This window comes from Salipaludibacillus sp. HK11 (genome assembly GCF_047795645.1).
Lineage (GTDB): Bacteria > Bacillota > Bacilli > Bacillales > Salisediminibacteriaceae > Salipaludibacillus.
In genome coordinates this window covers 680574-704708 of the sequence record NZ_CP181045.1, presented here as the reverse complement: position 1 = coordinate 704708, position 24135 = coordinate 680574, and the positions used below count along the sequence as shown (strand labels likewise).

Sequence of the window (24135 nt, the reverse complement as noted above, 5' to 3'; positions counted from 1 at the left end):
AACCAATAATCGACTTGATAATGAAAAATCCAACTAAAACTATTCTCCTGTTAGATTAAATATACTTTTTCCAAAAATTCCTATTGCCTTTTGTTTAATTTTAACATATTTTTACCAAATATTTTGTGATATTTGAATTGGAGTGACTAATTATATTTCTAACTAGGACTGTTTTGTTCTTTGAGGAGAAATCGATTTATGTATAATCGATGGATGGGTTTTTTATTTTAAACGAGGTGATTCTAAGACCAAGAAAAAGTACCGAACTTGCTGTGCAATCGGTTATAAACATCTACTACCTTCCAATAACCATCCGTTTGTAGGAACATTAACACTAAATAACACTAACTTAGGAGTTGTTTGATTAAAATCGTAAAGTCATTTTTCTACTAATGGTTTCCATTCCAAAACTCTTATAGAAAGAAATTGCTTTTCTATTAAACTCCCAGACGTTTAAATCTAATGATGAAGCATCTTTACTTTTGGACCACTTCAAACAATCTTCAAATAACAATTTTCCTATGCCTTTTCTTTGATAACTACTTTTTATTCCGAAATCATTCATATAAGCAAATTTCCTGGGTGTCATTGAATCAAACGGGGGTGACTCACTTAGTTCCATAACTGCAAACCCCACGACTTCTTCATTAATTTTTGCAATTAGAATATCACTTACTAGACTCTCTAACAGTTCACAGAAATAATTTTCTGACATGACTTGGTCAACTTTATTAAAAATATAAGGTAACTCTTCCGAATGTTCCTCTTGTCCTTCTTTAACTATCGAATTTACAGCAAAGTAATCCTCAATGGTTGCAATTTGAATATGAATATTCATCACTCACCCCTCCTGTTTATGTAATACTTTTGGTGCTATTTTCACCAATTGCACCAAATCAGACGATACAGCTCCTTCGACTGTCGTCACTCCGTTAATAAAAAACTTAATATTCGGACTTTTTTGACCTTATTCCTTCCGAAGTACAAATTTCAACTCAGGACTTTCACTTAAATTATACAGACAAAAGATATTTCTTTAGAAATCCAATTTTACGATTACCTCATCTGCATCGTTAACTTCGCCTGTTTCTTTAAAACCAAATGATGCATATAGTTGCTTCGCAACTTTATTTTTAGACTCATAGGCAATATAAACGGCTTTTGCTTCGCCTTGAGGAAAAGTCTTAATATATTCAAGTGCTTTTGCCATTGCATTTTTACCGTACCCTTTACCCTGGTATTTTTTGTCTATCATAAACCTTAAAATTCCATAACATGCTTCATTACCATATTCATTTTCACCAGCTGTATCATGATACATCATGATAAAACCAATCATTGTATCCTTATCATAGATAGCAAATGTCATTGCTGGCGATTCATCATTTAATAATGCAACATACGATTGAGCAAGACTATAAACATTGGTTGCCAGAAAATTATTTTGCTTCTCATTGAGCTTTAAACTAATACATTCTTCAAAATTGTCCCAAGTAATTTTTCTAAATTCTATCATAACTAATACTTCCCTCGCTTAAACATCTTTACTCGCCCCTTGAACAAATATTAGAATTCTTTATAAAAGGGATGAGTATTTTTATCCAGACAGTATTCAATTCTTTGTCTAAAATTCCCCACAGTTACCATTTTAAAAGCTTGCTCAATAGAATAGAATCCAACTTCCACACTTCTGGTGAAGTCGTTAACTTCCCTCCAACTGGCTTAGCTAGGAACAGCGTATTACAAATTGACTTTTTTACATTCTGGAATATTCCACAGAATCTTAAATCTGCAATATCAATACCAGACTCCTCTTTAGTTTCCCTTATTGCAGCATCTTTTAAAGATTCACCTTCTTCAACTTGACCACCTGGCATTTCCCAGCCTCTCATAGGTGCCTTGATTAAAAGGATCTCATTTTCTTCATTGAGTACAATAGTCGCAGCTGAAACTATGTGTTTGGGCGGTGTGTAAATATTTGATTCACTTTTCCCCAATAAAAACTCTCCTCTGTTCAACAAATTATATTTAAATCTACTTTAACAATTCCTCTCTAAGTTTAACATTAAATCCCAAATAATTGTTTGATTAAAGGGAAAAACATCCAACTTTAAAAGTGTTTGCGTTAAAGCTCTTTCCTCCTCATTCAACTAAGTTATCCATAAATCAATCCTCATTGTTTCGCTTTTTACATGCCCTAATAGATTATAAATGACGTATAATGTCGCATTGTTATTTATCAGATGAGCTGCATAACTCTACAGCACAGCACCAAAGGATTCTTAAACTATTTCTCTTCCGTTAGTTCAAGAAAAAATCATTAAAGTTTTAGCTTCAAACCTTCATGCGTTGCTTTAAAACCTAACCGTTCATAAAACCTTAACGCATCTGGTCTTTTTTTATCAGTTGTCAATTGTACTAAATGACAACCACGTTCTTCTGCACGTTGAATTGCCCATTTTATTAGTTTAGTACCTACACCCTTTCCTCTTACTGAAGCTGATGTTCTTACTCCTTCGATAGTAGCTCTCCACCCACCTTGATGTGTTAAATAAGGGGTAAAAGTAATTTGTTGTACCCCAATTACTTCATTGCCGTCACAAGCGACTACTAACTCGTTATTAATGTCAGATGTAATAGCCTCAAATGCTTTTATGTAACTATTAGGAAGTGGTTGCTCATATTGTTCACGTCTACTTCCAAAAACATCATCTGCAAGCATCGCAACAATACTATCTAAATCTTTTTTAGTAGCGAGTCTAAACCTTATTTCTGTCTCCATTAGAAACCTCCCTTTTGTTAAACAACAGCACCGAGAACTTATTGTGCTAACGCGATAGTTTTTTAAGTATATCTTTTCACAAAAAATCAAAATTCTTGATACAACTAAATAGTAGAGTGATATATTTATTCAAATGTAGTAGCATTACTATCTAAGTTTCTTGCTTTTAAAAGATATGACCTTATCTTATTTTCAACTTCTATAGGATACTCATATCCTAATTCTTCGCCAATTTCTCTACATAACCTATTAAAAAGGTCAGCAGCTCTGAATAGAGCGTTCCAATTTTCCTCTAAATCAGCTCCAACAAATGTAGTCTCAAGTTCCTCCCAAGTTTCTTTATCGATATACCTTTTAAACCATCTTCCGCATTTATTGGTATTTACTTTCCAATCATTCTGGATTCCTATATACCATTCAATTACTTTTTGTAAGTAATTAAAACGAATGATATTATCAAACATATATTTAGCGGAATATAATTCATCTCGCCAAAGACTTTTTGCAACATAACTTGTATCCCACCAAAACTCATTCACTACTGCACGATATTCTTCCTCAGTAGGTTCTTTAGTTACAAATGCTGAATAGGAAGGAGGTTTTATATCTTTAGTGAAATTATCTTTATCAAGGAGAACCATATAACCATTCTCATATTCTAGAGGTATATCAGGTTTATTAGTAAGTTTCTTCACTGACTCATTGGTAGATATCTGAAAATCTATTTTGGTACCGTCTTCATAAAGAACAAGACGAGTGATCCATCCATCATTTTCAGATGCTTTCAAAGGGTCAAAAGTAACTACTTCACCGAAACGTTCCATCCATGTATCACTGTTTAAAAAAGGCTGTAAATCCTTTACGAATAGTTCAATGTCATAATCAGTAAACACATCTTTAAAAGCATAAGGATTTGCTCGAGAACCTGTTAAAATGATTGTTCGGATTTCTTCGTTCTTTTTTGCCCACTCAAGTAACTGAGCTAACATTGTTTCTTCTTTTCTCATTTTATCCCCTCTTAATTACCATTCTTCAATTAATAATTCTATTTATGTTGAACTATCTTCCCCGTTAGCACCACAACAGTAAAAAGTCTTGTGCAACTAACGCTGTTCCGTTTGTTGAAGAAGAAAAATCATTAAAACGTATATATTTATTCTTTAATTACTCCAATTTGATAATCATCTTCATAAATTATTTTTCCTGGATTATCACTGTTGCTTTTCACTAAATCAACATCATATTTTCTCAACATATCAAAATAAAATTTCATTTTATTAATCAGGGTTCTTGTTTTATTATTGTCTTTAAACCATGTCACTGCCTCAATTGAATTTTCATCAGAATAGAAAGAAGGGACAGGTAATGCCTCTTCAAAATATTTACGATGCTCCCAATAGGTTTCTATCTCTTCATCTAACATTCTTTTCCCATCAACTAAATGCCAAACTGCAACAAATACCCCCACAGTCATATTTGTTCTAGGGCTAATATAATTTACGTGGTATCTAAAGTACATAAAACTTCTCCTGCTTCTTTAATATTTTTTAAAGCGTGTCAATTTCATTATGCATTTTCTGAATAAAGGTAGAAGCGCCGAATATACAAAGTGCTCTTTTAAAAATTGGCGGTCTAAAAAGAGTGAAACCTTGCCGCTTGCAGAATATGGTTAGCACCAAACTTATTTTAATTGAGATTAGTTCCCCTTTCATCTTTAATTTTGAAAGCCACTTTATTGAAGGATTCACTTGTTACAATAAGCTATATTTTTACCTAATGAAAAACCTTCAAATAACCGTCCACCAAAAGGTAAAAGTGTTTTATCAACAAGACTAACAATTTTAACAATATCATCTTTTTTATAATACATATCAAATGCTTCTACAAACTCTTTTGCAAGCTCCTTGTCATGATGAACCAATGAACGAACAACCCATTTGGAAGAACCAATCCATTTACGATTACTTCGAAGTATGAATTCACTCACTAATTCACCAAGTTTATTTGCAATAAAAATTCCTTCGCCTCTATCTTTACAACCTATTAAGTCATCTAATGCATCCGTAATAAAATATCGTTTGATATCAATGGTTTGTTTTGACCACTCTTCGGGTCCTTGTTCTAATAATTCTTTTGCTTCTTTTATTATTTCTGGCAATACACCTTTATCTTTTAAAATTTCTCCTTCGCTTACCATTCTCGGCATACAAGGTCTGGCTTCTTTACAATCATCTTCAAAAAAGAAGCGATACGACGATAAATTGTGTGCAAATAGTTCAATATACCATCCAAATTCAAAGAGCGATTCACGATAAGAAGAGTTTAAACTATCATCAAAAATTACAATATCTAAATCAGATGTTTCCGTCGCTTCCCCACGAACAACACTTCCAGCTAAAATTGCTCCCTGACAATTCGGAAAATATTTATCAATAATTTGATGACCTGTTTCTATTGGCTCTCGTCTATTATTCATTTTCAGTACTCCTTATTAAATCCTCTCTTCCTGATGGGTTTCTCATCTTTACAATTACTCCATCATTGTCTTTAATATCTTTTTCACTAAGAGAACATTTCTGATTTATATTAAACATATAAACTATCTCCTTTCTTTTTCAAGAAGCCTATCCCATATTTATTTCCTTCCATTCGTTTTCTAAAATGCTCATTTCCCATAAACTCCAGTATTCGTCACCAATCTTTCTTGAGTCTCTATGTAGCCCTTCTTTAATAAATCCTGTCTTTTCATAACAAGAGATTGCTGGAGCGTTAAAATCAAAAACACCGAGACTAACTCAATGTAATTTAAATTCATCAAATGCAACTTTGAGGATTTCTTTCATAAATCGCTCACCCATTCCTTTGCCTCTTTCAATTTTATCACCAACTAACACTTTTCCTATTCTTGCTGACTTGTTTTTTCTATCTATATTTCCTAATGATATATGTCCAACTAGATCCCCAGTTTCATTATCTATTACACTGTAAATCATAATCCTAGAATTATCAGTGTTCGCACCTTTAAGATAATCCTCCAACTGTTGTTCAGTTAATGGGAAACTAAAGTTCGGACCTCCCCATTCGAGTAAAAAATCTGAAGTTTTAATCCAACTTATAAGTTGTTGAAAGTCTGAACGTTCAAAAAAACTTAATTTTATAATAATAGAGTTCTCCTCATTTCTATATTTATTATTTGTAATCATTTCCGGTCACTCTTTTCTTAAATTATACTGCTCGTTAATTCAATATAGAATGTTATTCCATCAAGGATTCTCCCCGTTAGCGCCATAACAGACAGTATAAATTTTCCACTAAGCTGTCCCGTTTCTTTAAGTACATTCTTTAACAATGTTTGATCTTTTTTTCTTTAATTCTTCCCTTACTAGTTGTGTGAATCCAACTTAATCAAATAACTTTTCATTAAGTAATCGAAAGTCATTATGGTATCGATTAAATATATAATCTGCTACTCCCATTCTATAAGTACATACAACTAAAATGGTTAGTACTCCAAAAATCGTAATACACTCTTAGAGTGGTAATCTATTAATAGTTTTGCAAAGCTTTGATTTGGGAATCCTCGATTTAACAATTTCAAGCCACCAGCAGTTAGCGAGATGTGGTGATAAAAGCGATAGAAAAGCATTCTGTTTGGATCAAGGCTTTTGTCTTTCAAATATTGATATTGTTCTCCAAACCTAATTTTTAAAAAACTATGTTCATATTCAAGGTCATAGAATTTAGCTCCTTCAATATTAATAAGAAATGGTTCCATCTCATCATTAACTAAGATATGGTCTGGTCCTAGTTCCCAATGAATAAATCCATACTCATTTCTAGGCACTATTAATAATTCAAGTTTTTGTAAAACCTCATTTAATTTAGTGAAATTATTTTCAAATTGTTCAAGATATAGGGAGGTATATATTAAATGTTCTTTCGCATTCATTAGTTGAATTTGATGACAAGGGTTTTTGCCCGAATCTTTACTGAGCAAATTACCATATGTATTCCCCTTTACTGAATGCATTTTTTGAATCAACGATCCCACTTGAATTAACAATTCTTCTTGAACACTATCAGGTAAAGAATTATCAAGATATGATTCTAATTTTTCTCCTTCAACGAACTCAACGAGTGCAAAATCGAATGGATAGGCTTCTCTTTTGTCATTCAGGTCATAAAGAATTGGTGATGTAATTCCTTGATTAAAAAAATACTCATTATTTATTTGAAATAAATCACTACCAAAAGAACGCTCATTTTCGTGTTCTCTTACCTTTTCCTCTTTAAAATAATTATCAATTATATCCCATAAATACAAAATACAAGAAAATTTATTGGTACAGTCTATCTTATAAACTGTTTTTTGAGCACCACCGTGTACTTTTGAGACTCTTTTAATTATGTATTCAGTACCAAAAATTTTGGATAAATACTCCTGTAAATATACAATATCTATACGGCAAATACCCTTCATTTCATCACTCCTTCAAATTTAAATTATTTAATTACAGCTTGTTCAACTCCGTTAGAGAAAAACTTAATATTCCGACTATTTTGGCCATATACCTTCCGAAGTACAGAATTCAACTCGGAACTTTCACTTAATTTATACAGACAAAAGATATTCCGTTACAAATCCAATTTAACTATTACCTCATTTGAATCATTAACTTCGCCTGTTTCTTTAAATCCAAATGATGCATATAGTTGTTTCGCAACTTTATTTTTAGACTCATAGGCAATATAAACGGCTTTTGATTCACCTTGAGGAAAAGTCTTAATATAACCAAGTGCTTTTGCAATTGCTTTCTTACCATACCATTACCCTGGTATTTCTTGTCTATCATAAACCTTAAAACACCATAACATGCTTTATTACCATATTCATTTTCCTCCGCTGTATCATGATACATCATGATAAAACCAATCATTGTATCCTTAACATAGATAGCAAATGTCATTGCTGGTGATTCATCATTTAATAATGCAACATACGATTGAGCAAGACTACAAACATAGGTTGCAAGAAAATTATTTTGCTTCTCATTGATCTTTAAACTAATGCATTCTTCAATGGAGTAGAATTCTCTTTGTACAAGTCTGGACTCACAGAAACGTAGAATTCATGAACCTGCCTAAATAAAGGCAACAAAAAATCGTAATCGTTATTTCGAATAGATATATCTATATTTCTTTCTACCCCCAATAATTCTTCAATTCTCTTTAGCAATTTTGTATTTTCTTTCTTTATTCAGATCCAGAGAGCTTAAGTACATTGATTTACAAAGATTTTAATTACTGCTTTTTTAACCTTTTCATTACAAATCCCAATAAAAGCGATATTGATACTCTTGATAGATGGAAAAAAGCAAATATAAATATTACTGCTAAAAAACTTGATAAAATGATGTTATTCATATCAATATGCAAACCTAAAAGATCTCTCCCTATATATCTACTAAAAATAACAGTTATTACCACAGCAATAATATCATCATATACCGTAACTTTTTTTATCATAAATTTCCCCCAAAAAAACCGTTTAAATTCTGTTAGAAATATTACCAAAATAAGTATCTCCTTACCTAAGGATTCTCCCCTTTAGCTTAAGTACTCTTTTTCACATATTCCTTGTACATTCCATCTACACCTAACATATTTTACCAATTATTACGCAAAAATAAGATTTTCATCTTGAATTTATTAACACTCAAACAAATACTATTAAAATTACGTTGAAGTATAAAATGTCAGACATTATAAGTCGTAAAAAAGAATAGAAAAGCAGTAAAAATATCTGCTAACAAATCCTTCTTTGTACTACAAATGACCTCACTTCATCAACAACAAGGTTTTCTTCTTTGTTAAGTTAACGCTCGCTCAATTACTCGCAGTAGAACAAATAAGTACTATAATTCAAATCGACTTTTAATCAATCTCGCAACTTCTTCAGGACTTAATTCTGTATTGTTTATTCTTAAATAATTTTCCTGTTCAATTTCTCCATCGTCAGAATTTAATCTATGTCTATCCATAGTGCTCAATAAATTTTGTTCGGATTGTTTTATATTTCTTTTAGTCGGCTTTTGTTCAAGCCTATTAGGTGTTTTATTGCGTTTTAGCCTCTCTTCTAAACTAGCTTCTAATTCAACGAAATATATTTCTGCTCCTTGAGAACTAAATGTGCTACACAACTTTTCAACAAAATCCCAATCATCTTTTTGGTCAAACGCCCAAACAAATGTAAAGATCATTCCATAATTATCACTTCTGGAAAATGAATGAAATATCTCTTCTCGAAAGAGGTCTGATAATCTCCACATTTCAGGTTCAAATCCGAAAAACGGTTCAAGCAAATCAATTGTCACATGGTTATGAAATAGTTTTAAATCAGTAACCTTTGTTAACTCTTGTCCCACTGTCATTTTTCCAACAGCTTGGGGTCCATATAATAAAACAATTCTCATAATTTTCCACTCCAATTATTAAAAAATGTCTCCACAATATGTTCAACTAAACTCCTTGTTAGCGCCATAATAAATACAGTGATAGCTGAAATCCTCACTAGATCTTTTTTCTTATTTCAGGTTCCATCCAGGTTTCTCTTGAGTCTTCCGTATCTTTGTAAAATGTACAACTCTAACAGATTTGCTTTTTCTTAAAAATAATTGCAGGGTTAATTAAAATATGTACTTCTTTAGATTTTCAAGAGCTTTATTTTGAGGCGGTTTCAACAAAATTATATTTTACCTTTCTCACTATATTGAGAAAGATGATTAACTTGATTATAATTCTTTATAATCCATTCTTCTTTTACAAACTCAATATTACTAATACATGCATTTATTAACTTTGTCTTTCCTGAGCCTATTTCACCATTGGAAAACTTGGCTAAAACTGAATTTATCACAGCTCCGTGAGCCACAAGTAAAATTTCCTTACCGCTATATACCTTGTTTATTTTCTGAATTCCGTTCATTATTCGTTTATTTATGGAATCTCTATCTTCCTGATTAGGGTAATTTCTATTTGGAAATGCTGTCAGTCTTTCTTCTAATGTCATTCCTTCAGCATCACCATAATATCTTTCTAAAAACTCATCCATCTCTACAAGAGGAATATTTTTATCTTTATTTATAATTTCTGCTGTCTCCTTTGCTCTTTTTAATGGGCTTGTTATCATAACATCCCAGCCATAATGCTTTAAATAACAACCACATTCTTCTGCTTGTAAAATACCCTTACTATTTAATGGTATATCTGTCCTCCCTTGAAGTCTTCCCAGTGAATTCCAATCTGTTTCCCCGTGTCTAACTAAACAAATAGTAGTAATTTTTATCCTCTCCTTTAACTTTATTCCATACTAATATATATGATTCTATTGTTATAAAATCATCCTATGTTAGCCGAAATTATGGAATACACCTCTTATTGAAAAAACTTCAGAAACATTGCCATAACAGACATTACGACTCTTCCACTAACGCACAAGAAGAAGTTTTCAACCATTTCAGAGCAAATTTGATAATTCTTCTGGAACTAACAATATTTTTTCATTTCTAAAATCACTAATTGGCTTCCAAAACAATTTAAAGGGCACCCCATTATCTTCGCACCCCAAAAAAAACGGTTTCTCATAAAAGGACTTGTCAACAAATTCTGCGTCATATACAAAGACTATTTCATGTCCAAGGTCCCCGTTATATGTAAATATATTTTCAATTGCACCTAATAATTTTACGTTTGTAATGTTTGCACCAATTTCTTCAAGAACTTCTCTCTTTAACGCATTAGAACTTGTCTCTCCGTATTCTATCCCTCCACCAATTGGTCGATAATAATACTCCTGATTAAACTCGTCAAATCCCTCGCAGACTAGTATTGATTCGTTTTTCTTAAATATACAAATAGCAATTGCTCGTATTTGTCCTTTCTTCATCTATTCTCAACTCCTTTCCACAAGTATTCTCCCCATTAGCGCCATAACAGACGCTACGGTTTTTTCACTAACGCTACTCTATTATCGTTAGTACATTTTTTTCAAAGTCACTCTATTGGCTATAAAGTTTAGAAATAAATGAGAAGCTAACTTCTGTAAAGATATTATTCATTTTTTGAATCGAGACTTTTACGAATTTCTTTTAGTTCATATAATATTTCTTTTTGAGTTTGTAGGTTTTCACGACTTTCTTTAATCGTAGCTTCATATTCATTTTGGGCACTATCCATCTTTTTTTCTTGTGAATTAGCAAATTTTCGGGCCGCGTAAATAGCGTAAAATAAAGCTAAGACGATTATGATAAATATCAAATTATCCATGATCCCCTTTACTAGAATAGAGCAGCGACAGCTTCTTGTGCTATCGCTCTCCGTAAATATAAGTAAATACTTTCACAAACTTTCATTATTTAGAATTACATATTCTAATCCTGAACCCACTGTTTTGGTAAGTTAATACCTGATTGTCTAAGTGCAACATAGTATTGTCCTAGATGAATACGTGTAGTATTACTGTACCTAGTAATCCCCGTTTAGATAGGCATCAACACTATCTGGAACATTTGTGGCGGTTAATATGTAACTAGAAATCCATTTAGAAACTATTTATGGGGGAATGAATAAATATAAGGTTACATTGCACTAAACTCCAGTTAGCGCAATAATCAAAAGGAGTTGCCATTACGACAGGTCTCCCTCCTTTGCTAAAATTCTTCTTTATTTGTATAATGAATTGTATTTGGATCTTAAAAATAACTTACTTTTAAATATAGCTGCTTGAAGATTTTTTAATTACTTCTCCCAAAATTAAATATTAATCTAAAAAATATTTATTTATTGCATGATAAACGCCGTCATCGTCATTAGAAAGTGTGACATCATCAGCTATTTCTTTCACATTGTCAGGTGCATTACCCATTGCAATTCCCATCCCAGCATATTCAATCATATCTATATCGTTAAATTGGTCCCCAATCGCAATAATTTCTGATGGAGCTATGTTTAAATTATTCGCAATTTCTTTAAGAGAATTTGTTTTAGTTGCTTTCTTGCACAAATACTCTTTCCAGAAATCACCATCAATTCTTAGTCTTAATTTTTCACTTGGAGTAATATGCTGCCAACCTCCAACTTTTGTTGTATCCATTATTGCGAACTTCATTACTCTTTCAGAAATATTTAATACATCTTCACATAACGTGTAATCAACACAATATTCTTCACAATTTCTTTTATGATCTTCACTAATACTTTCTACAAAATAATCAAATGCAGTAATCACTGAAAATTGAACATTGTTTTTACGACATGCATTAATAAAGTGTGCAACATCATTAATCGAAAATGAATTATCGTGGAGTATTTTCTTGGTTGTTTGTTCAATACTCACAGCTCCATCATTGGATACCAATATGCCTTTATAATTCAGTTCATCCATAATATCTTTAGCTTGCATATAATATCTAGCTGTTGCTAAAACAACATAAACTCCTTTTTCCTGTGCCATTTGAATTCCCTTTTTATGCATTTTAGGGACTTTTCCTTCACTATTTAATAAAGTCCCATCAATATCTATTGCCACCATTTTATATTTCAAATTTCTATCCCTCCTTATTTTTTATTATTTAGTTGAATCAATTTCATAATTCACCTTTTTAAAAATTCAAAGACCTGCAGAATTTTAATAATGTCGTTTTTAAAAATTTCTTTAAGCAGCTTGTTGCTGATTTAACAGTAAATTGATACGATCACTTGCTAATTTTGATGCATTATAAATAAGCGTGACGATGTCAAAATGAACTTTTGCGCGTTTTCCCGTTCGATAACGTACATTGTCTAGTTGATAATATTCCTTTAGATAAGCATTGACGCGTTCTACTGCTGAGCGGCGTTTGGATAGATGTTTCCATGCTTTTGAACCACGTGCTGGTGCTGTATATTTTCGGAGGTCTGTCGTGATTTTTACTTTATAAACCTTTTGGCAAATGCCTTCGTTAGCTAAAGGACAGTCGCTACATTCTTTTGGACTTGTGTATTTCAACGTTTCATACTTGGCATCAAAACTATCATAACGATAGGAATGTTCCCTAAAACAGGTTGGGGCAAAGTGTTTATCAAACCCGATGGGTTCTGCTTCATTTTTCTTATTATAAGCAATCACAGATTGGTTTCCCATTCGATGAACTTGTTCATAAATAGGGGCGTAGTCATAGCCTGCGTCCATTGTCTGGTAGGCCAAAGAAGGCAAGGATAGGCATTCATCCACTCCCTTTAATAAAGGAATAGCTGCTTTTCCATCATTCAAACTGCCAGAAGAAAAAAGGGACTGTAAAATGTATTGACTGGATGTACCAACAGCTAAGTGACCTTTGTAGCCGTACCAAAAGACATTTTTTCCTTCGCTGTTCTTCTTTACACCCCATTTAGGGTCTTGAGGAACTTCCGAACGTAACTCATGTAAAGGAACATCCAACTGAGCTTCTATTTTCTTTTCGAAAAGTGGAAGATTTGCTTCCTTTTCTGCTTGTTCCATCAGCCATTGTTCTCGCTCGTCTTTACGTTTGCGCCCACGCTTGTTAGGTTCTGCTTTTGGCTTTTCTTCTTTTGGTGGTGCTTGATCACGTGCTTCAAAATGGGTGGCGTCAATAGCGACCGTGTCATCCATAATAAAGCCTTCCGCCATGGCTTGAAGAACAACTTTCTCTTGTGATTCCTCTAAAACAATAGAGTCATCCAGTTTCGTTATAAGTCGTGAATAGGCAGCTTCAGAGGGAGTATTGTCAGACACAAGAAAACCACAATTCAACTTAAATATAAAGTCATCATTCAAACGTTTTATTAAGTCCTTCATCGTTGGAATGCGCTCAACGATTCGTACAAACATAGAAATAACCATTGCCGCATAATTCAGCTCTACGGGTGCACCAAGTCGGGATTTTTTGGTTATTTCATCGTGGATCGCATCTAAATCTATCGCTGAAATAATCGATTCATAACGTTGGGTAGGTTCCATCTCATATAAGTCTTGAATGCTAAATAAGCTCGTTTGTCGTATAATGGCCATAGGGAGTATTTCCTCCAGTCTTTTTGGTTGTTTTGGTCAACCACCATTATACAGGACTTGGGGAGGTACTTCCTTTTTTGTGTCTCAAACTCCTTGGGACGCAAGGGCTCTAAATTATGAAATTCACTCAGTTGTAACCTGACTATTGCTCTAACCGCTTACTTCCACTAAACCGTTCAATAAGGTTAGTTGAAAATATGGTTTAAATAATCTTCATTCCTCTCATACCATTCTCTACCTTTCATATGTGACCAACGGTGCAAAGGCTCGTTGAACCAGCTCAGCACTTTTATGAGGACCTGCGCTATAGCCGATAATTTCACGATTATATAAATCTACCAATACGCAAATATAATGCCATTTTTGCTGCACTCGAACGTATGTTAAATCACTCACAACCACTTTGAGCTCCTGATCCTGATCAAACTCACGGTTTAATACATTACCGATTTCTGACTCATTACACGTCGTTTTTTTAGGCTTATATTGGGCAACGGTATACTTTGAAACAAGACCTTGTTCTGTCATGATACGGCCAATTCTACGTCGAGAAACCGTCCAGTTAAGTTTTGCAAGTTCTTTCTTGATCTTTCTCTGACCGTATAGATACTTGTTACTTTTAAAGATTTTAACGATTAACTTTGTTAATTCTTCGTCTTGATTATCACGTATTTTCGCTTCATAATAATACGTACTTCGAGCTAGTTGTAGGACGGCGCACATTGCTGATACCGAGTATTTGTGACGGTTGTTTCGAATCACATCTACTTTCGTCCCATGATCAGCGCGGCTTGCTTTAAAATATCATTTTCCATCTCTAGTTGCTTGTTCCTCTTACGAAGTTCGAGGAGCTCTTGATCTTCAGGGGAGCGATTATCTTTTTCTTCAAACGATCCACTGTCCTGGTGTTGGCGAACCCACTTATCAAAGGCAGATGGTGTCAACTCATATTCTTTAATAATTTCCGCTCGGGGTTTTCCTGCTCCATGTAGTTTCACAATTTGTTCCTTGAACTCTTGCGAAAAGCTTCTTCTAATTCTTTTGGTCATGTTTATTCTCCTCAGCTTTTATTTGAACCAAGTTTATATGACCTTAACTGATTTGTCTAACCAAGTCTAACCCATCCAGTACATCTTTTGTAACTGATAAGGGTGAAAATGTCGTTGATATTGTTTTTCTTTGCTATTTCTGGAGAGCCGTTTCCTAAAAGCCCTGATGAAGTCGAACGTGTATTATGGCTTACTTCAGAGGAAATAATAAATCACCCAAAAGCACCTATTTATCTAAAAGAAAGTATTAAACGTGCAGTTGCAATAAAATCAAACTTTTAAACGTAAGCGTCAAATCATTTACACCTTCTAAACAAACAGAATCTCTGCCATAATTTCCTTAGTATTTAATTTCAAAGGAGTGTCGCGAGTATGGATGGATTAGAAAACAGGCGACTATGGGAAGAGAGAATAGCAATATTTAAAGCAAGTCGGTTGAGTGTTAGGAAATGGGTTCAAACACAAGAAGGTATCACCGAACACCAAGTCAAATACTGGCTAAAAAAATTTAAAAGAGAAGCTTCTGAAGTCACATCATCCTCTTCGAGGTGGTTACCCGTTTCAGTACCCGAAGGAAATAGAGATGAAATTCAAGCAAACGGCATCACAATAGATGTTCACGGGGTGAAGGTGGACGTTTCTGGTCATTTTGAGGAAGCGATTTTGCGCGATGTCATCAAGGTGTTGAAAACCTCATGATCAATGATCAAAAAGTCGAACGTGTCTATCTCGCTAAGGGAATAACAGATCTACGTAAATCCATTGATGGATTGGCGGCGATTGTTCAAGAAGGATTCGACCTCGATCCTTTCTCTCCTTCGCTTTTTGTTTTTTGTAATCGAAAACGTGATAAGTTGAAAATTCTTCAATGGGAACACATCGGTTTCTGGTTACATTACCGAAGGTTGGAGGAAGGACGTTTTGCTTGGCCAGAAAAAGACGACACGTCTCCCATGACCATCAGTTATCGACAGTTGAGATGGCTCTTAGATGGCAAGCGTCAAATGATCCCCATCTCATTAGAAGGTGAGGATCATTTGACGCTTACTTTTCAACGAATGAACCTAAGCTTAATAGTGAAGTAGCTGAATATGATAAATTACGACAAAGAAAACAATATTAATTAAAAATAGAGATGAAAACGAACTCATTATATGAAGATAATAGTGTTTTCAAGGTGCTAATAATACAAATCGTATAAAATTTAATTAAATTCATATTAATGAATTTAATATAAATATCAAGAAAATTATATTTTTATAATTCTATTTACATTAATGGATAAAAGAGGTATATTCTATCTATTAATATATCAAATACGCTCTTTAAGGAGGAGTTAACAAATATAACATTAAATTAAGGTAAACAAATTGAGATTTTGTTGTAGTTAGATATTTTAAGGCAGTGAAATTCAAAACAAAATAGGCGGATTAAGATGAAAAAGTTAAAGTTTATAATGATTTTATTTGCCTTATTAATTTCAATGAGTATAGCCAACACTACTTATGCGGAAGAAACTACTAATGATATGATAGAAGAAAAGATTGATAAATTACACGATGAAAAAATAAAATTGTTATTGAATGAAGAGTTAAGTGACAGGGAAATAGCAACTGCATTCAAAGAGATCGATAACAAGTTAGAATTGTTAGGCGTTGAATTTCTTAGTTCTGAAGAAGTCATGGAGCAATTTGGAATTAGTGAGGTTCACTTAATGAATGAACCTGGGTTTACAACCATGGTTGCTGTACCTAAACAAGACAATGTTACTTGAACTAGTACTAGAACTAAAGTAGAAAATAGTAAAGGTAAGTTCGAAGTACAGAAATTAAGAGCATCACCCAATAGTAAAAATTCTAATTTAAAGTCAAGTGGGTTTAAGTATTTGAGGTCAACATATAACTGGAAGGCAGGGTCAATGAATGCGTTTAAGTCAGGGGCAACGAGTGCTGCCGGGGCAATACCAGGTGCTAGTTCAGCATTAAGTGTATATGATGTTGCAAAGAGTTTTGTTTCAGGTATTAGTAAAGAGACCACGATTACTGATGCTGAGATTTCTTATACTTGGGCACAATTAACAACAGCTGTTTTTAGTTATGTGAAAAAACAAGGGCAATCGGATAACTATCAAAAGTTATCTTATATTTCTACAAAAGTTGAAACCTCAATAGGATGGCAATATCCTACATTCACCTATTCTGGAGGAAAAGCTAAAGCGAATGTAATTCAAGGTAGCAGAGATAAGGTTTACATTCCTACTGGTTATAATAGTACGACAAGAGCTATAAATGCATATTTGGATGTATCTGCACCTAAAAGATCGGTTGTGGATAAAATTGCTCTTACTGGGATAGAAACCAAAACAATATCAAATATTAATCCAGTAAGTCCTCAGTTCCCAGCACATATTAGATAAACTATTTTGAGGGGGAACTTAGGTGAAAAGCAAGAAAATAAAGGTAACTATATTAGTGTTAATTACGGCAGTTAGCTCAGTTGGTATATTTTTAATGTTTTATGGAGTACCTATAAATATTTCAAGTAATGTTACAGCATTTGAATTTTTACCTGATGAAACAAATAATGGAGAAGAGATTAGTGTCTATATTGACGGAGTATACAAGAATCCAGTATTAGGTAAAAGTACTTTCTCAGGAAGTATTCAAATCGATAAGTACAGTCTTACAGAATCATATGAAATGTTTGATTTAAGTTTTGAAAGTCCCTCCTTCGTAAATATGGCTACCCTATCATATACATCTGTAGAAGAAGGCAAACTCATGCTGGAGATGTTTGGTAATGTATGGTTATCGGATGATGTATTTGATCGTTTTATCATTATTCTAAATGAAAATACTCAATTAGGAATAGCGCAAGGGACAACGATAGCTGTTCCAGCCCAAAATTACAGTGAGGCTATTCGCTTATTCGAAAAAATAAACCAATAAACGAAACAAGGTAGCATAGCACGAATTGTATCTCGTCTCCATTACACAATTGAAGTAGATTAACCAGTAAAGGCAGGAAAGAACGTATTGTTCCTTTGTGGTCGACACAACAAAGTGTCTTTTTAAATATATACACGCGAATGAAATTCAAAGCAGTGATTATCTGTTATCTGGTAGAAATGTAAAACATCTGACTCGCTCTACGGTACGTTACAGAATTGATTGCATTATGATATGGTTTTGTTATGTGCTGAATTAAAAAGTTATTCTTTGAATTAGTAGTTATTTAAATAGTAAAAAATGAATTCAGCATATAACTCGTTTAAGAACATAATAGGAAAAATTGGCTTTTAGTGCCACGAGTAAAAGAGCAAGATCGAGTGCGCTGATTTATAGCTTAATGGAGACAGTAAAAGAAAAGCGAATTCGTTCCAAACCTTGTTCATTTATTTGAAGCACTTTAATGACTTTATGTGAAGTCTAGAATCAAATACGATCAACATATGAACATGGTCAGGCATGACCCTCCAAGGGTTAGGTTGAATTTGATCGTAAGTAACATCTTTTTTCTCTGCTATGTCATATAAGATGATCTTTAAATCATCTTCCACCCTTGTAGGCTCACTACCAATTAAATAATTTGCAGAATATTAAATTAAATTGTTTCAAAGTTAAATTTGACATTTTTGAAAAAATAGGTCTATCTTTTATATTGCATAAACTAGGAATCATAATCGGATTCAATATATTCATAGTCAATTCTTTCTATATATTTTTCTGTACCATCATTCATTACAAATTTTACATCTACCTCTTCTTGACTACTAATGGCGAACCAGAATCTCTTTTCATCTTGAAGCTCAATAATATCAGCCTGTTCGTCACCAGCATATATTTCCTTTATTGTTTCATCTAAGGTAGCACCTGAATATATATGTGGAGATTCTTCCATGTGTGACCAATTTACTGGAAGCCCCCATTCAGCTCCTCTTGTTTGTCTCCACTCCCAGCTACCATTATCCTTTTCGAAGTATGCTATAAAAATTTGTTCTCCGTTTTGATTCGTTTCTTCAAAAATTGCCACAGCATCATTTTCATGAACAACATTAATTTCATGATATACGAGCGAATACGGACGTTCATCTCTGTCCCCATGACTTTCCATCTCTTCGTGAAAAAACTGTTCAAATGTTTGATCATGAAAACAGCCTACTAATAATGTAACTACTACAACAAGATAACAAAACACTTTAACTAATTTGATAAATTGTACCCCCTTATATGTACTGTCCAAACTAATTTCTTCTTACCATGTAACAGTTTTATCATTCTTACCTATTACAAAAGCTATAATAGAAAAAATGGCTATTAAGAAGCCAAGCAACCCTAAAGTTCCTCCTTCAAACCCTCTAATGTCAACGAAACCAATATAAAAGAGGATAACAGCACCTATAATCGCTATGATCCCAGGTAACATTCTTATAAATAAGGAAAAACCCTTTTTACTAAACCAGTAGGTAAGCATCAAAATAATAATTCCTAGTATAAAAGCAGTCAAAAAAGGTGCTAGAAGCATCATTTAATACACCCCCATTCGCATTATTCCATTTTATTAAGTGTTGTATTTCAATTGTTAAACTAAAGATGTTTAGTTATCGTAATATCAAAAACTACGGTTTCTTTAATGGATTGCTACCAGTTTTTTTAGAAAATCCTACATTTTAACATCAAGTTTGTTTAAAATAACAACCATCATCTTAAAAATAAAATAACCTAATATAGCTCCTGACGTATTTAATATCATGTCATCTACATTAAAAGTTCTATGTGATCCGATAGTTAACCCCTTAATTAACTGGATTGTTTCTATCGAGGTGCTTGTGAGAAATACTACAAAAATTGTTAATTTAAGGTTCCGCAAACGTTGAAATAGTAAAGGTAAATACAATCCTAAAGGCAATAGTAATATAAAATTTTCTAAGTAAGCCCTTGCGATATAACCACTACTTAAGGAATCACTAATAAAGTAAAAAGGAACTAATTGAACGGAAACCGCAAATGGTATAAACGTAATTGGAAATAACGTAAATTTTATAACATGAATCATGTAATAAATGGAGCTGTAGAATACAAACCTTTTGAGTAATGAACGTTCCTTCTTTCTGTTACGTATAAGATCAAAAATCACATATAGAATAAGAAATAAAGTTGCATACGTGTGAAAAAACTGCTGGTCTATCATTTGAAAATCTCCTTAAAATAATCAAGTGGATAACATACTAGTTTCTATTTGTACTACTTTCACTCGTAGTAAGGAAGTATTTATTCACAACACCACAGTCAATTTAAATAATTTGTATTTATTTTTTCATAATTAACTAAATATGGAAGGACTAATGTAATAAGAATATATACATTTATAAAAATTAGAAAAAATAGCAGAAATGGAAAGGAATCATTTACAAATAAATTATTTATAACAATAGCAAATAAGAAAATTGTTGTAAGGAGGAGCATTGGAATAAATCTTGATCGTGGAGCTAGATTGTGCTTTGTTCCACATTTACTGCAATTTATAAATGTCTTGTTCCAATTATGAGACCATAAAGAATTAAAAATAGTTTTCCACTTAAATTGATGGTTACATCTACTACATTTTGATAGCTTCATAATAAGCAATCCCCCTATATTTAATGATCACCTTCAATGATTACAACGGAAATTTCCAAGTAAACCCAATACGTGCTCTATGGCACTTAGCTGAACAGGCCGAAAATGCTTATCTTCGAGAAACACTGACCCGTTAGCGCAATAAGGAAATTTCCTTATTTTTCTACATTCACAATAAGACTCCCAAATAATACTTCACCAAAATATCCCTCTAACTTCCATATTCCTGCATTTGGCAGCATTATCGAGGAAGGAACGTGATGATCTGCACCATTGTTGGGTTGAAGAGAGTTATATTTTCGTCTGTTTCTTTACTTATTCCAATAACCTTAAATGGTTGTGTTAGTATTTCTTGTTCCCCCCCAAAAATGCCACATATATTTCTGCGATTCACCTTCTACGAAAGGGCCGTACTCTCCAAAGCCAATTTTCCCATTGTCTCCAACCCGGAAGACAAAATCATCTGTTTGTCCATCATCTGTAACTACCACTTCTCTAATAAGTGTAGGACTCTCTTTCCAACTTGATTCCTCATTCGAGCAACCTATTAAGAAAAAACCACATATAAAAATGAAAATTAAATTTTTCATTTCATCCCGCTTATTCTAATTTTACTTTTAAAATTTTGTTACCTACTTGTTCTATAAACCTCCAAGTTAGCGAAATAACAGACGCTTTGGTTTTTCACTAACGTTAAACTCTTAGTTGAATGAGCAAAGCTTAGAATACAAAAAGGTAGATAACAAAAATAGAAATATAGATTGTGTCTATAATCGCCAAGTAGAATCCAATTTTTAAAGATTTTCTTACCTTTACTAGACTATAATTAAACATACTATCGTATAAACCTATTATAAATAAAACAACCGAAATAATAATTACAAATAGGTTTTCAGTAATTAACACTGCAAGTATATAAATCAACCATCTACGAAAAAAATTAAACATTAAAACAAAAAACATCAATGATATTGTATTTGGATTTATTTCTAATTCACTTTCAGCCGAAATTTCACCCAGTCCACTTTTAATATTTTTAAAATCCTTTATGAAGCTAACATTAACCCACAATATTATAAAACAATAAATGATAATGTAAATCTCTTCATTATTTCGTACAAGCTCCGTCAATGATGAACCACTCCCCTATTATTTAGCAAAACTCAAAATTTGATAATTATTATCATTAATTATTAAACTCTTTCTCCGTTAGCTGAAGTCGATCATTTCACAAACCCTTTTGTCTTTTGTATAATTTTAACATAAATTCAACAATCATTTTACAAAATCACCAAAAATATAACCTTTACCATGATTTATTTAAAGTCATAAAAAGGATAGGCAAGCAGTAATAATATCTGCTAACCTATCCTTCTTTGTACTTCACATGATCTCATTTACATCACAACAACATATGTAGAAGTAATTATCCTGATTGATTCCTTGAACTCAATTTTTCCCAATATCTTCATGGAATATTAATCATATCATTTCGGCAAAATATAATGGAATTCATTTGGAAGGTGGATGTTACTATGTATTTTTATAAAGAAGATTTAATTAATTTGATTGTGCCTGATAAACCAGATCCTCATGCAGCGAAAGTTCTCCAAGAAGCACTTGGGGGTCAATTCGGTGAAATGAGAACTCTGATGCAATTCTCATTCCAAAGTGCCAATTTCAGGGGGAAAGCGAAACAATACCGTGACTTAATAAGAGGGGTATTTCTTGAAGAACTTAGTCACGTGGAACTAGTTCAAACGACAATTAACCAACTTTTAAACGAATCCGGCGGAGATATGGCAGGAAATCAGGCATCTGATGCTGCTCCATTAGATGATGTCATACAATCTGGCGCAAACCCCCATCATTATATTATGGGTGCTAAATCTTCCCTACCGGTTGATGCGGGCGGCAATCCATGGAACGGTTCATGGGTATATGACCACGGAAATCTCGTTGCAAACCTACTTAATAATGTTGTACTAGAATCGACTGGGGTTCTTCAGAAGTCAAGAATTTACGAGATGAGCAACAATAAAACGTTAAGGGAAACAATCGGTTTCTTGATCGTACGAGATAATGCTCATCAAAATGCATTCGCAAAAGCATTAGAAACACTCGGTGTTGATTGGGGGAAACTGTTTCCGATTCCAAATTATGATTTAAACAAATACCCAGAATGCCGTAAATATGTAGATATGGGCTTCCATAATGCTCAATTCAATTTTCGTCTTGATGACACACGAATTGGTGAAATCTTTCAAGGGACGACTCCAAGCAGAAATGGAGGAGAATTATCAGTCACTGATCCGCCAAAAGGCTATCCAGTTCCTGATATGCCTGATATGCCAAATGAGCATGCACCAGGTCTCTTTGATCTCAATAATTAAATTGTCAATTACATTGAACCTTATTACTACACCCTTATCTTTCAGGGTGTTTTTCATTTATTAATTCACTTTTAGTTGAAGAAATATGATGCTATGATATAACCTATTATGAGTACAAGAATAAGTATCCCTGTCCCTTTCCAACCTAAGCTGTTAACTAAATCTACAAGACCACCACTATTTGACCTGTTAAAACCATCACTCATATTACCAGTTGGATTTCTTCTTAATTCCTCTTGTCTTAATCTTTCTCTTAGTCTTTCTGGAGTTTCTTTATTTTCACTCATTTAAATACCTCTACTTTCTATGTGCTGTTTTTCTTAAACTCTTCTTCCACTATCGCATGGTTTGATAAAAACATATCAAGTTGTATTACATCCGTTACATAGATCAACACCAATACCAATAGAACGAATATTCTCCAATACAAAATAAAATTCATGAGGCCCCCTTTTTTTAGTAATCCTTGCTCGTTTGTTTAATAACTACTAATCGAATTTTTTATGCTAATAAAAGCAGTATAAAACTACCTGCACATAGATAAATTGCAACTTGTGTTGTGGAAAGAACACAATAGGAGAATTACTTCCGATATTTGGAAAATGTTCTCTAATAGACTAACCAAAGAATCATCTCCTTACTTTAACTAAACAGCTCCTCAATTAACACTAACCGGTTAAACTTAGATAAAAAGCAAATATCCAAATACCATAAATTCCAATTACCCCAAAGACAAGAACTAAACATATAGTTTTTAATGCTCCTTTATTGCTGAATAAAGCTGTTGTCAAAGAAATAAATAATCCAGATAGTAATATTCCAGTTCCTACATCTCCTCTTATTTTTCCAACTCCTAATAATAATATAAGCGCGGTGATTATCAACGTAGCAAGAGATACTAAAGATAAGTGTTGTTTCATTTTATCCCCCTATTTTTTTATTGTGCTATCATTCCCTTTAGCGCCGCAACAGCACCAAAGGCTTACTCAACTCATGTAACCTCATTTGTCACATATCAGTTCCCACACAAAACAAGTACAGAATATACAATAAACCTTAATAAAGTTGCATCGAGAAAAATTTAAGTGCATTCTCTAAAAAAGACTGGTATGCCTTTTCAAAATCTTCAAATGATGATTTCTTTTTACTTTCATCATATTCAATAGTAAGACCCATCTCATTCTAATTAACTGCTTACTGTCTTTTGGTTCAGCAAGTCTTATAT

Annotated in this window: 30 protein-coding genes and 4 pseudogenes; 7 read left to right on the top strand and 27 right to left on the bottom strand. The window is 33.0% G+C overall.

Annotated elements, in window-relative coordinates:
• Nucleotides 1-364: 364 nt before the first annotated feature.
• The 19 genes and pseudogenes from ACM26V_RS03720 to ACM26V_RS03630 all read right to left on the bottom strand — a co-directional run.
• Complete coding sequence (locus ACM26V_RS03720) at nt 365-838, bottom strand: GNAT family N-acetyltransferase (RefSeq protein ID WP_416150112.1); 474 nt, start codon at nt 836-838, stop codon at nt 365-367.
• 198 nt (nt 839-1036) lie between these two features.
• Nucleotides 1037-1516, bottom strand: coding sequence for a GNAT family N-acetyltransferase (locus ACM26V_RS03715; RefSeq protein ID WP_416150111.1), 480 nt, complete (start codon nt 1514-1516; stop codon nt 1037-1039).
• A gap of 50 nt (nt 1517-1566) precedes the next feature.
• Nucleotides 1567-1997: pseudogene (locus ACM26V_RS03710) on the bottom strand (NUDIX hydrolase).
• Nucleotides 1998-2320: 323 nt separating this feature from the next.
• Complete coding sequence (locus ACM26V_RS03705; protein ID WP_416150110.1) at nt 2321-2782, bottom strand: GNAT family N-acetyltransferase; 462 nt, start codon at nt 2780-2782, stop codon at nt 2321-2323.
• A 125-nt stretch (nt 2783-2907) separates the two neighbouring features.
• Nucleotides 2908-3789 (bottom strand): aminoglycoside 6-adenylyltransferase, encoded by an 882-nt coding sequence (locus tag ACM26V_RS03700; RefSeq protein WP_416150109.1) that lies wholly within the window; start codon nt 3787-3789, stop codon nt 2908-2910.
• A 146-nt stretch (nt 3790-3935) separates the two neighbouring features.
• On the bottom strand, nt 3936-4301 hold the full coding sequence (locus tag ACM26V_RS03695) for a hypothetical protein (RefSeq protein ID WP_416150108.1): 366 nt from the start codon (nt 4299-4301) through the stop codon (nt 3936-3938).
• Between the two features lie 225 nt (nt 4302-4526).
• Nucleotides 4527-5258: a nucleotidyltransferase domain-containing protein gene (locus tag ACM26V_RS03690; protein ID WP_416150107.1), complete on the bottom strand. Its 732-nt coding sequence runs from the start codon at nt 5256-5258 to the stop codon at nt 4527-4529.
• Nucleotides 5251-5376 carry a hypothetical protein gene (locus ACM26V_RS03685; protein WP_416150106.1) on the bottom strand — a complete coding sequence of 42 codons (126 nt, stop codon included), beginning with the start codon at nt 5374-5376 and terminating at the stop codon, nt 5251-5253. Before ACM26V_RS03685 ends, ACM26V_RS03690 begins: the two co-directional genes overlap by 8 nt.
• Before the next feature lie 30 nt (nt 5377-5406).
• A pseudogene (locus tag ACM26V_RS03680) lies at nt 5407-5943 on the bottom strand (GNAT family N-acetyltransferase).
• A 341-nt stretch (nt 5944-6284) separates the two neighbouring features.
• Nucleotides 6285-7262, bottom strand: a complete 978-nt coding sequence (locus tag ACM26V_RS03675) for a phosphotransferase (protein ID WP_416150105.1) — start codon at nt 7260-7262, stop codon at nt 6285-6287.
• 175 nt (nt 7263-7437) lie between these two features.
• Nucleotides 7438-7749, bottom strand: a complete 312-nt coding sequence (locus tag ACM26V_RS03670) for a hypothetical protein (RefSeq protein ID WP_416150104.1) — start codon at nt 7747-7749, stop codon at nt 7438-7440.
• A gap of 334 nt (nt 7750-8083) precedes the next feature.
• The gene (locus ACM26V_RS03665) at nt 8084-8308 is read right to left on the bottom strand and encodes a hypothetical protein (RefSeq protein ID WP_416150103.1); all 225 of its coding nucleotides are present in this window, start codon (nt 8306-8308) and stop codon (nt 8084-8086) included.
• 389 nt (nt 8309-8697) lie between these two features.
• Nucleotides 8698-9255 carry a shikimate kinase gene (locus ACM26V_RS03660; protein WP_416150102.1) on the bottom strand — a complete coding sequence of 186 codons (558 nt, stop codon included), beginning with the start codon at nt 9253-9255 and terminating at the stop codon, nt 8698-8700.
• 272 nt (nt 9256-9527) lie between these two features.
• The gene (locus ACM26V_RS03655) at nt 9528-10121 is read right to left on the bottom strand and encodes a histidine phosphatase family protein (protein WP_416151780.1); all 594 of its coding nucleotides are present in this window, start codon (nt 10119-10121) and stop codon (nt 9528-9530) included.
• Between the two features lie 177 nt (nt 10122-10298).
• The gene (locus ACM26V_RS03650) at nt 10299-10727 is read right to left on the bottom strand and encodes an NUDIX hydrolase (protein WP_416150101.1); all 429 of its coding nucleotides are present in this window, start codon (nt 10725-10727) and stop codon (nt 10299-10301) included.
• A 164-nt stretch (nt 10728-10891) separates the two neighbouring features.
• A complete protein-coding gene (locus ACM26V_RS03645) occupies nt 10892-11107 on the bottom strand; it encodes a hypothetical protein (RefSeq protein WP_416150100.1) in 216 nt (71 codons plus the stop codon).
• A gap of 493 nt (nt 11108-11600) precedes the next feature.
• Nucleotides 11601-12383, bottom strand: coding sequence for a Cof-type HAD-IIB family hydrolase (locus ACM26V_RS03640; protein ID WP_416150099.1), 783 nt, complete (start codon nt 12381-12383; stop codon nt 11601-11603).
• Nucleotides 12384-12494: 111 nt separating this feature from the next.
• Entirely contained in the window at nt 12495-13850 is a 1356-nt protein-coding gene (locus tag ACM26V_RS03635; protein WP_416147931.1) for an IS1182 family transposase, read from the bottom strand.
• A gap of 258 nt (nt 13851-14108) precedes the next feature.
• Nucleotides 14109-14899, bottom strand: a pseudogene (locus tag ACM26V_RS03630) (IS3 family transposase); the annotation flags it as partial.
• 77 nt (nt 14900-14976) lie between these two features.
• Between ACM26V_RS03630 and ACM26V_RS03625 the strand changes: the two are divergent.
• From ACM26V_RS03625 to ACM26V_RS03600, 6 genes and pseudogenes are all read left to right on the top strand, one after another.
• Nucleotides 14977-15181: pseudogene (locus ACM26V_RS03625) on the top strand (DNA mismatch repair protein MutT); the annotation flags it as partial.
• Between the two features lie 90 nt (nt 15182-15271).
• Complete coding sequence (gene tnpA / locus ACM26V_RS03620) at nt 15272-15598, top strand: IS66 family insertion sequence element accessory protein TnpA (protein ID WP_416150098.1); 327 nt, start codon at nt 15272-15274, stop codon at nt 15596-15598.
• A complete protein-coding gene (gene tnpB / locus ACM26V_RS03615; protein ID WP_416150097.1) occupies nt 15595-15984 on the top strand; it encodes an IS66 family insertion sequence element accessory protein TnpB in 390 nt (129 codons plus the stop codon). The genes tnpA and tnpB overlap by 4 nt, the downstream gene beginning before the upstream one ends.
• Nucleotides 15985-16382: 398 nt before the next feature.
• Nucleotides 16383-16673, top strand: coding sequence for a hypothetical protein (locus ACM26V_RS03610; protein WP_416150096.1), 291 nt, complete (start codon nt 16383-16385; stop codon nt 16671-16673).
• Nucleotides 16674-16817: 144 nt separating this feature from the next.
• Nucleotides 16818-17315, top strand: coding sequence for a hypothetical protein (locus ACM26V_RS03605; protein WP_416150095.1), 498 nt, complete (start codon nt 16818-16820; stop codon nt 17313-17315).
• A gap of 22 nt (nt 17316-17337) precedes the next feature.
• The gene (locus tag ACM26V_RS03600; protein WP_416150094.1) at nt 17338-17847 is read left to right on the top strand and encodes a hypothetical protein; all 510 of its coding nucleotides are present in this window, start codon (nt 17338-17340) and stop codon (nt 17845-17847) included.
• A gap of 721 nt (nt 17848-18568) precedes the next feature.
• Here the strand turns inward: ACM26V_RS03600 and ACM26V_RS03595 are convergent.
• The 5 genes from ACM26V_RS03595 to ACM26V_RS03575 form a co-directional block, all read right to left on the bottom strand.
• A complete protein-coding gene (locus tag ACM26V_RS03595; protein ID WP_416150093.1) occupies nt 18569-19141 on the bottom strand; it encodes a hypothetical protein in 573 nt (190 codons plus the stop codon).
• 12 nt (nt 19142-19153) lie between these two features.
• Nucleotides 19154-19426, bottom strand: a complete 273-nt coding sequence (locus tag ACM26V_RS03590; RefSeq protein WP_416150092.1) for a hypothetical protein — start codon at nt 19424-19426, stop codon at nt 19154-19156.
• Between the two features lie 135 nt (nt 19427-19561).
• Entirely contained in the window at nt 19562-20089 is a 528-nt protein-coding gene (locus ACM26V_RS03585) for a VanZ family protein (RefSeq protein ID WP_416150091.1), read from the bottom strand.
• A gap of 98 nt (nt 20090-20187) precedes the next feature.
• Nucleotides 20188-20517: a TIGR04104 family putative zinc finger protein gene (locus ACM26V_RS03580; protein ID WP_416150090.1), complete on the bottom strand. Its 330-nt coding sequence runs from the start codon at nt 20515-20517 to the stop codon at nt 20188-20190.
• 329 nt (nt 20518-20846) lie between these two features.
• On the bottom strand, nt 20847-21107 hold the full coding sequence (locus ACM26V_RS03575) for a hypothetical protein (protein WP_416150089.1): 261 nt from the start codon (nt 21105-21107) through the stop codon (nt 20847-20849).
• 945 nt (nt 21108-22052) lie between these two features.
• Here ACM26V_RS03575 and ACM26V_RS03570 point away from each other — a divergent pair.
• Nucleotides 22053-22910 carry a manganese catalase family protein gene (locus ACM26V_RS03570; RefSeq protein ID WP_416150088.1) on the top strand — a complete coding sequence of 286 codons (858 nt, stop codon included), beginning with the start codon at nt 22053-22055 and terminating at the stop codon, nt 22908-22910.
• 71 nt (nt 22911-22981) lie between these two features.
• On the opposite strand, the gene ACM26V_RS03565 is transcribed toward ACM26V_RS03570, so the two are convergent.
• From ACM26V_RS03565 to ACM26V_RS03555, 3 genes are all read right to left on the bottom strand, one after another.
• Nucleotides 22982-23197, bottom strand: a complete 216-nt coding sequence (locus ACM26V_RS03565) for a DUF6366 family protein (RefSeq protein ID WP_416150087.1) — start codon at nt 23195-23197, stop codon at nt 22982-22984.
• Between the two features lie 17 nt (nt 23198-23214).
• On the bottom strand, nt 23215-23352 hold the full coding sequence (locus ACM26V_RS03560) for a hypothetical protein (protein WP_416150086.1): 138 nt from the start codon (nt 23350-23352) through the stop codon (nt 23215-23217).
• 226 nt (nt 23353-23578) lie between these two features.
• Nucleotides 23579-23830, bottom strand: coding sequence for a hypothetical protein (locus ACM26V_RS03555; RefSeq protein WP_416150085.1), 252 nt, complete (start codon nt 23828-23830; stop codon nt 23579-23581).
• Nucleotides 23831-24135: the final 305 nt, after the last annotated feature.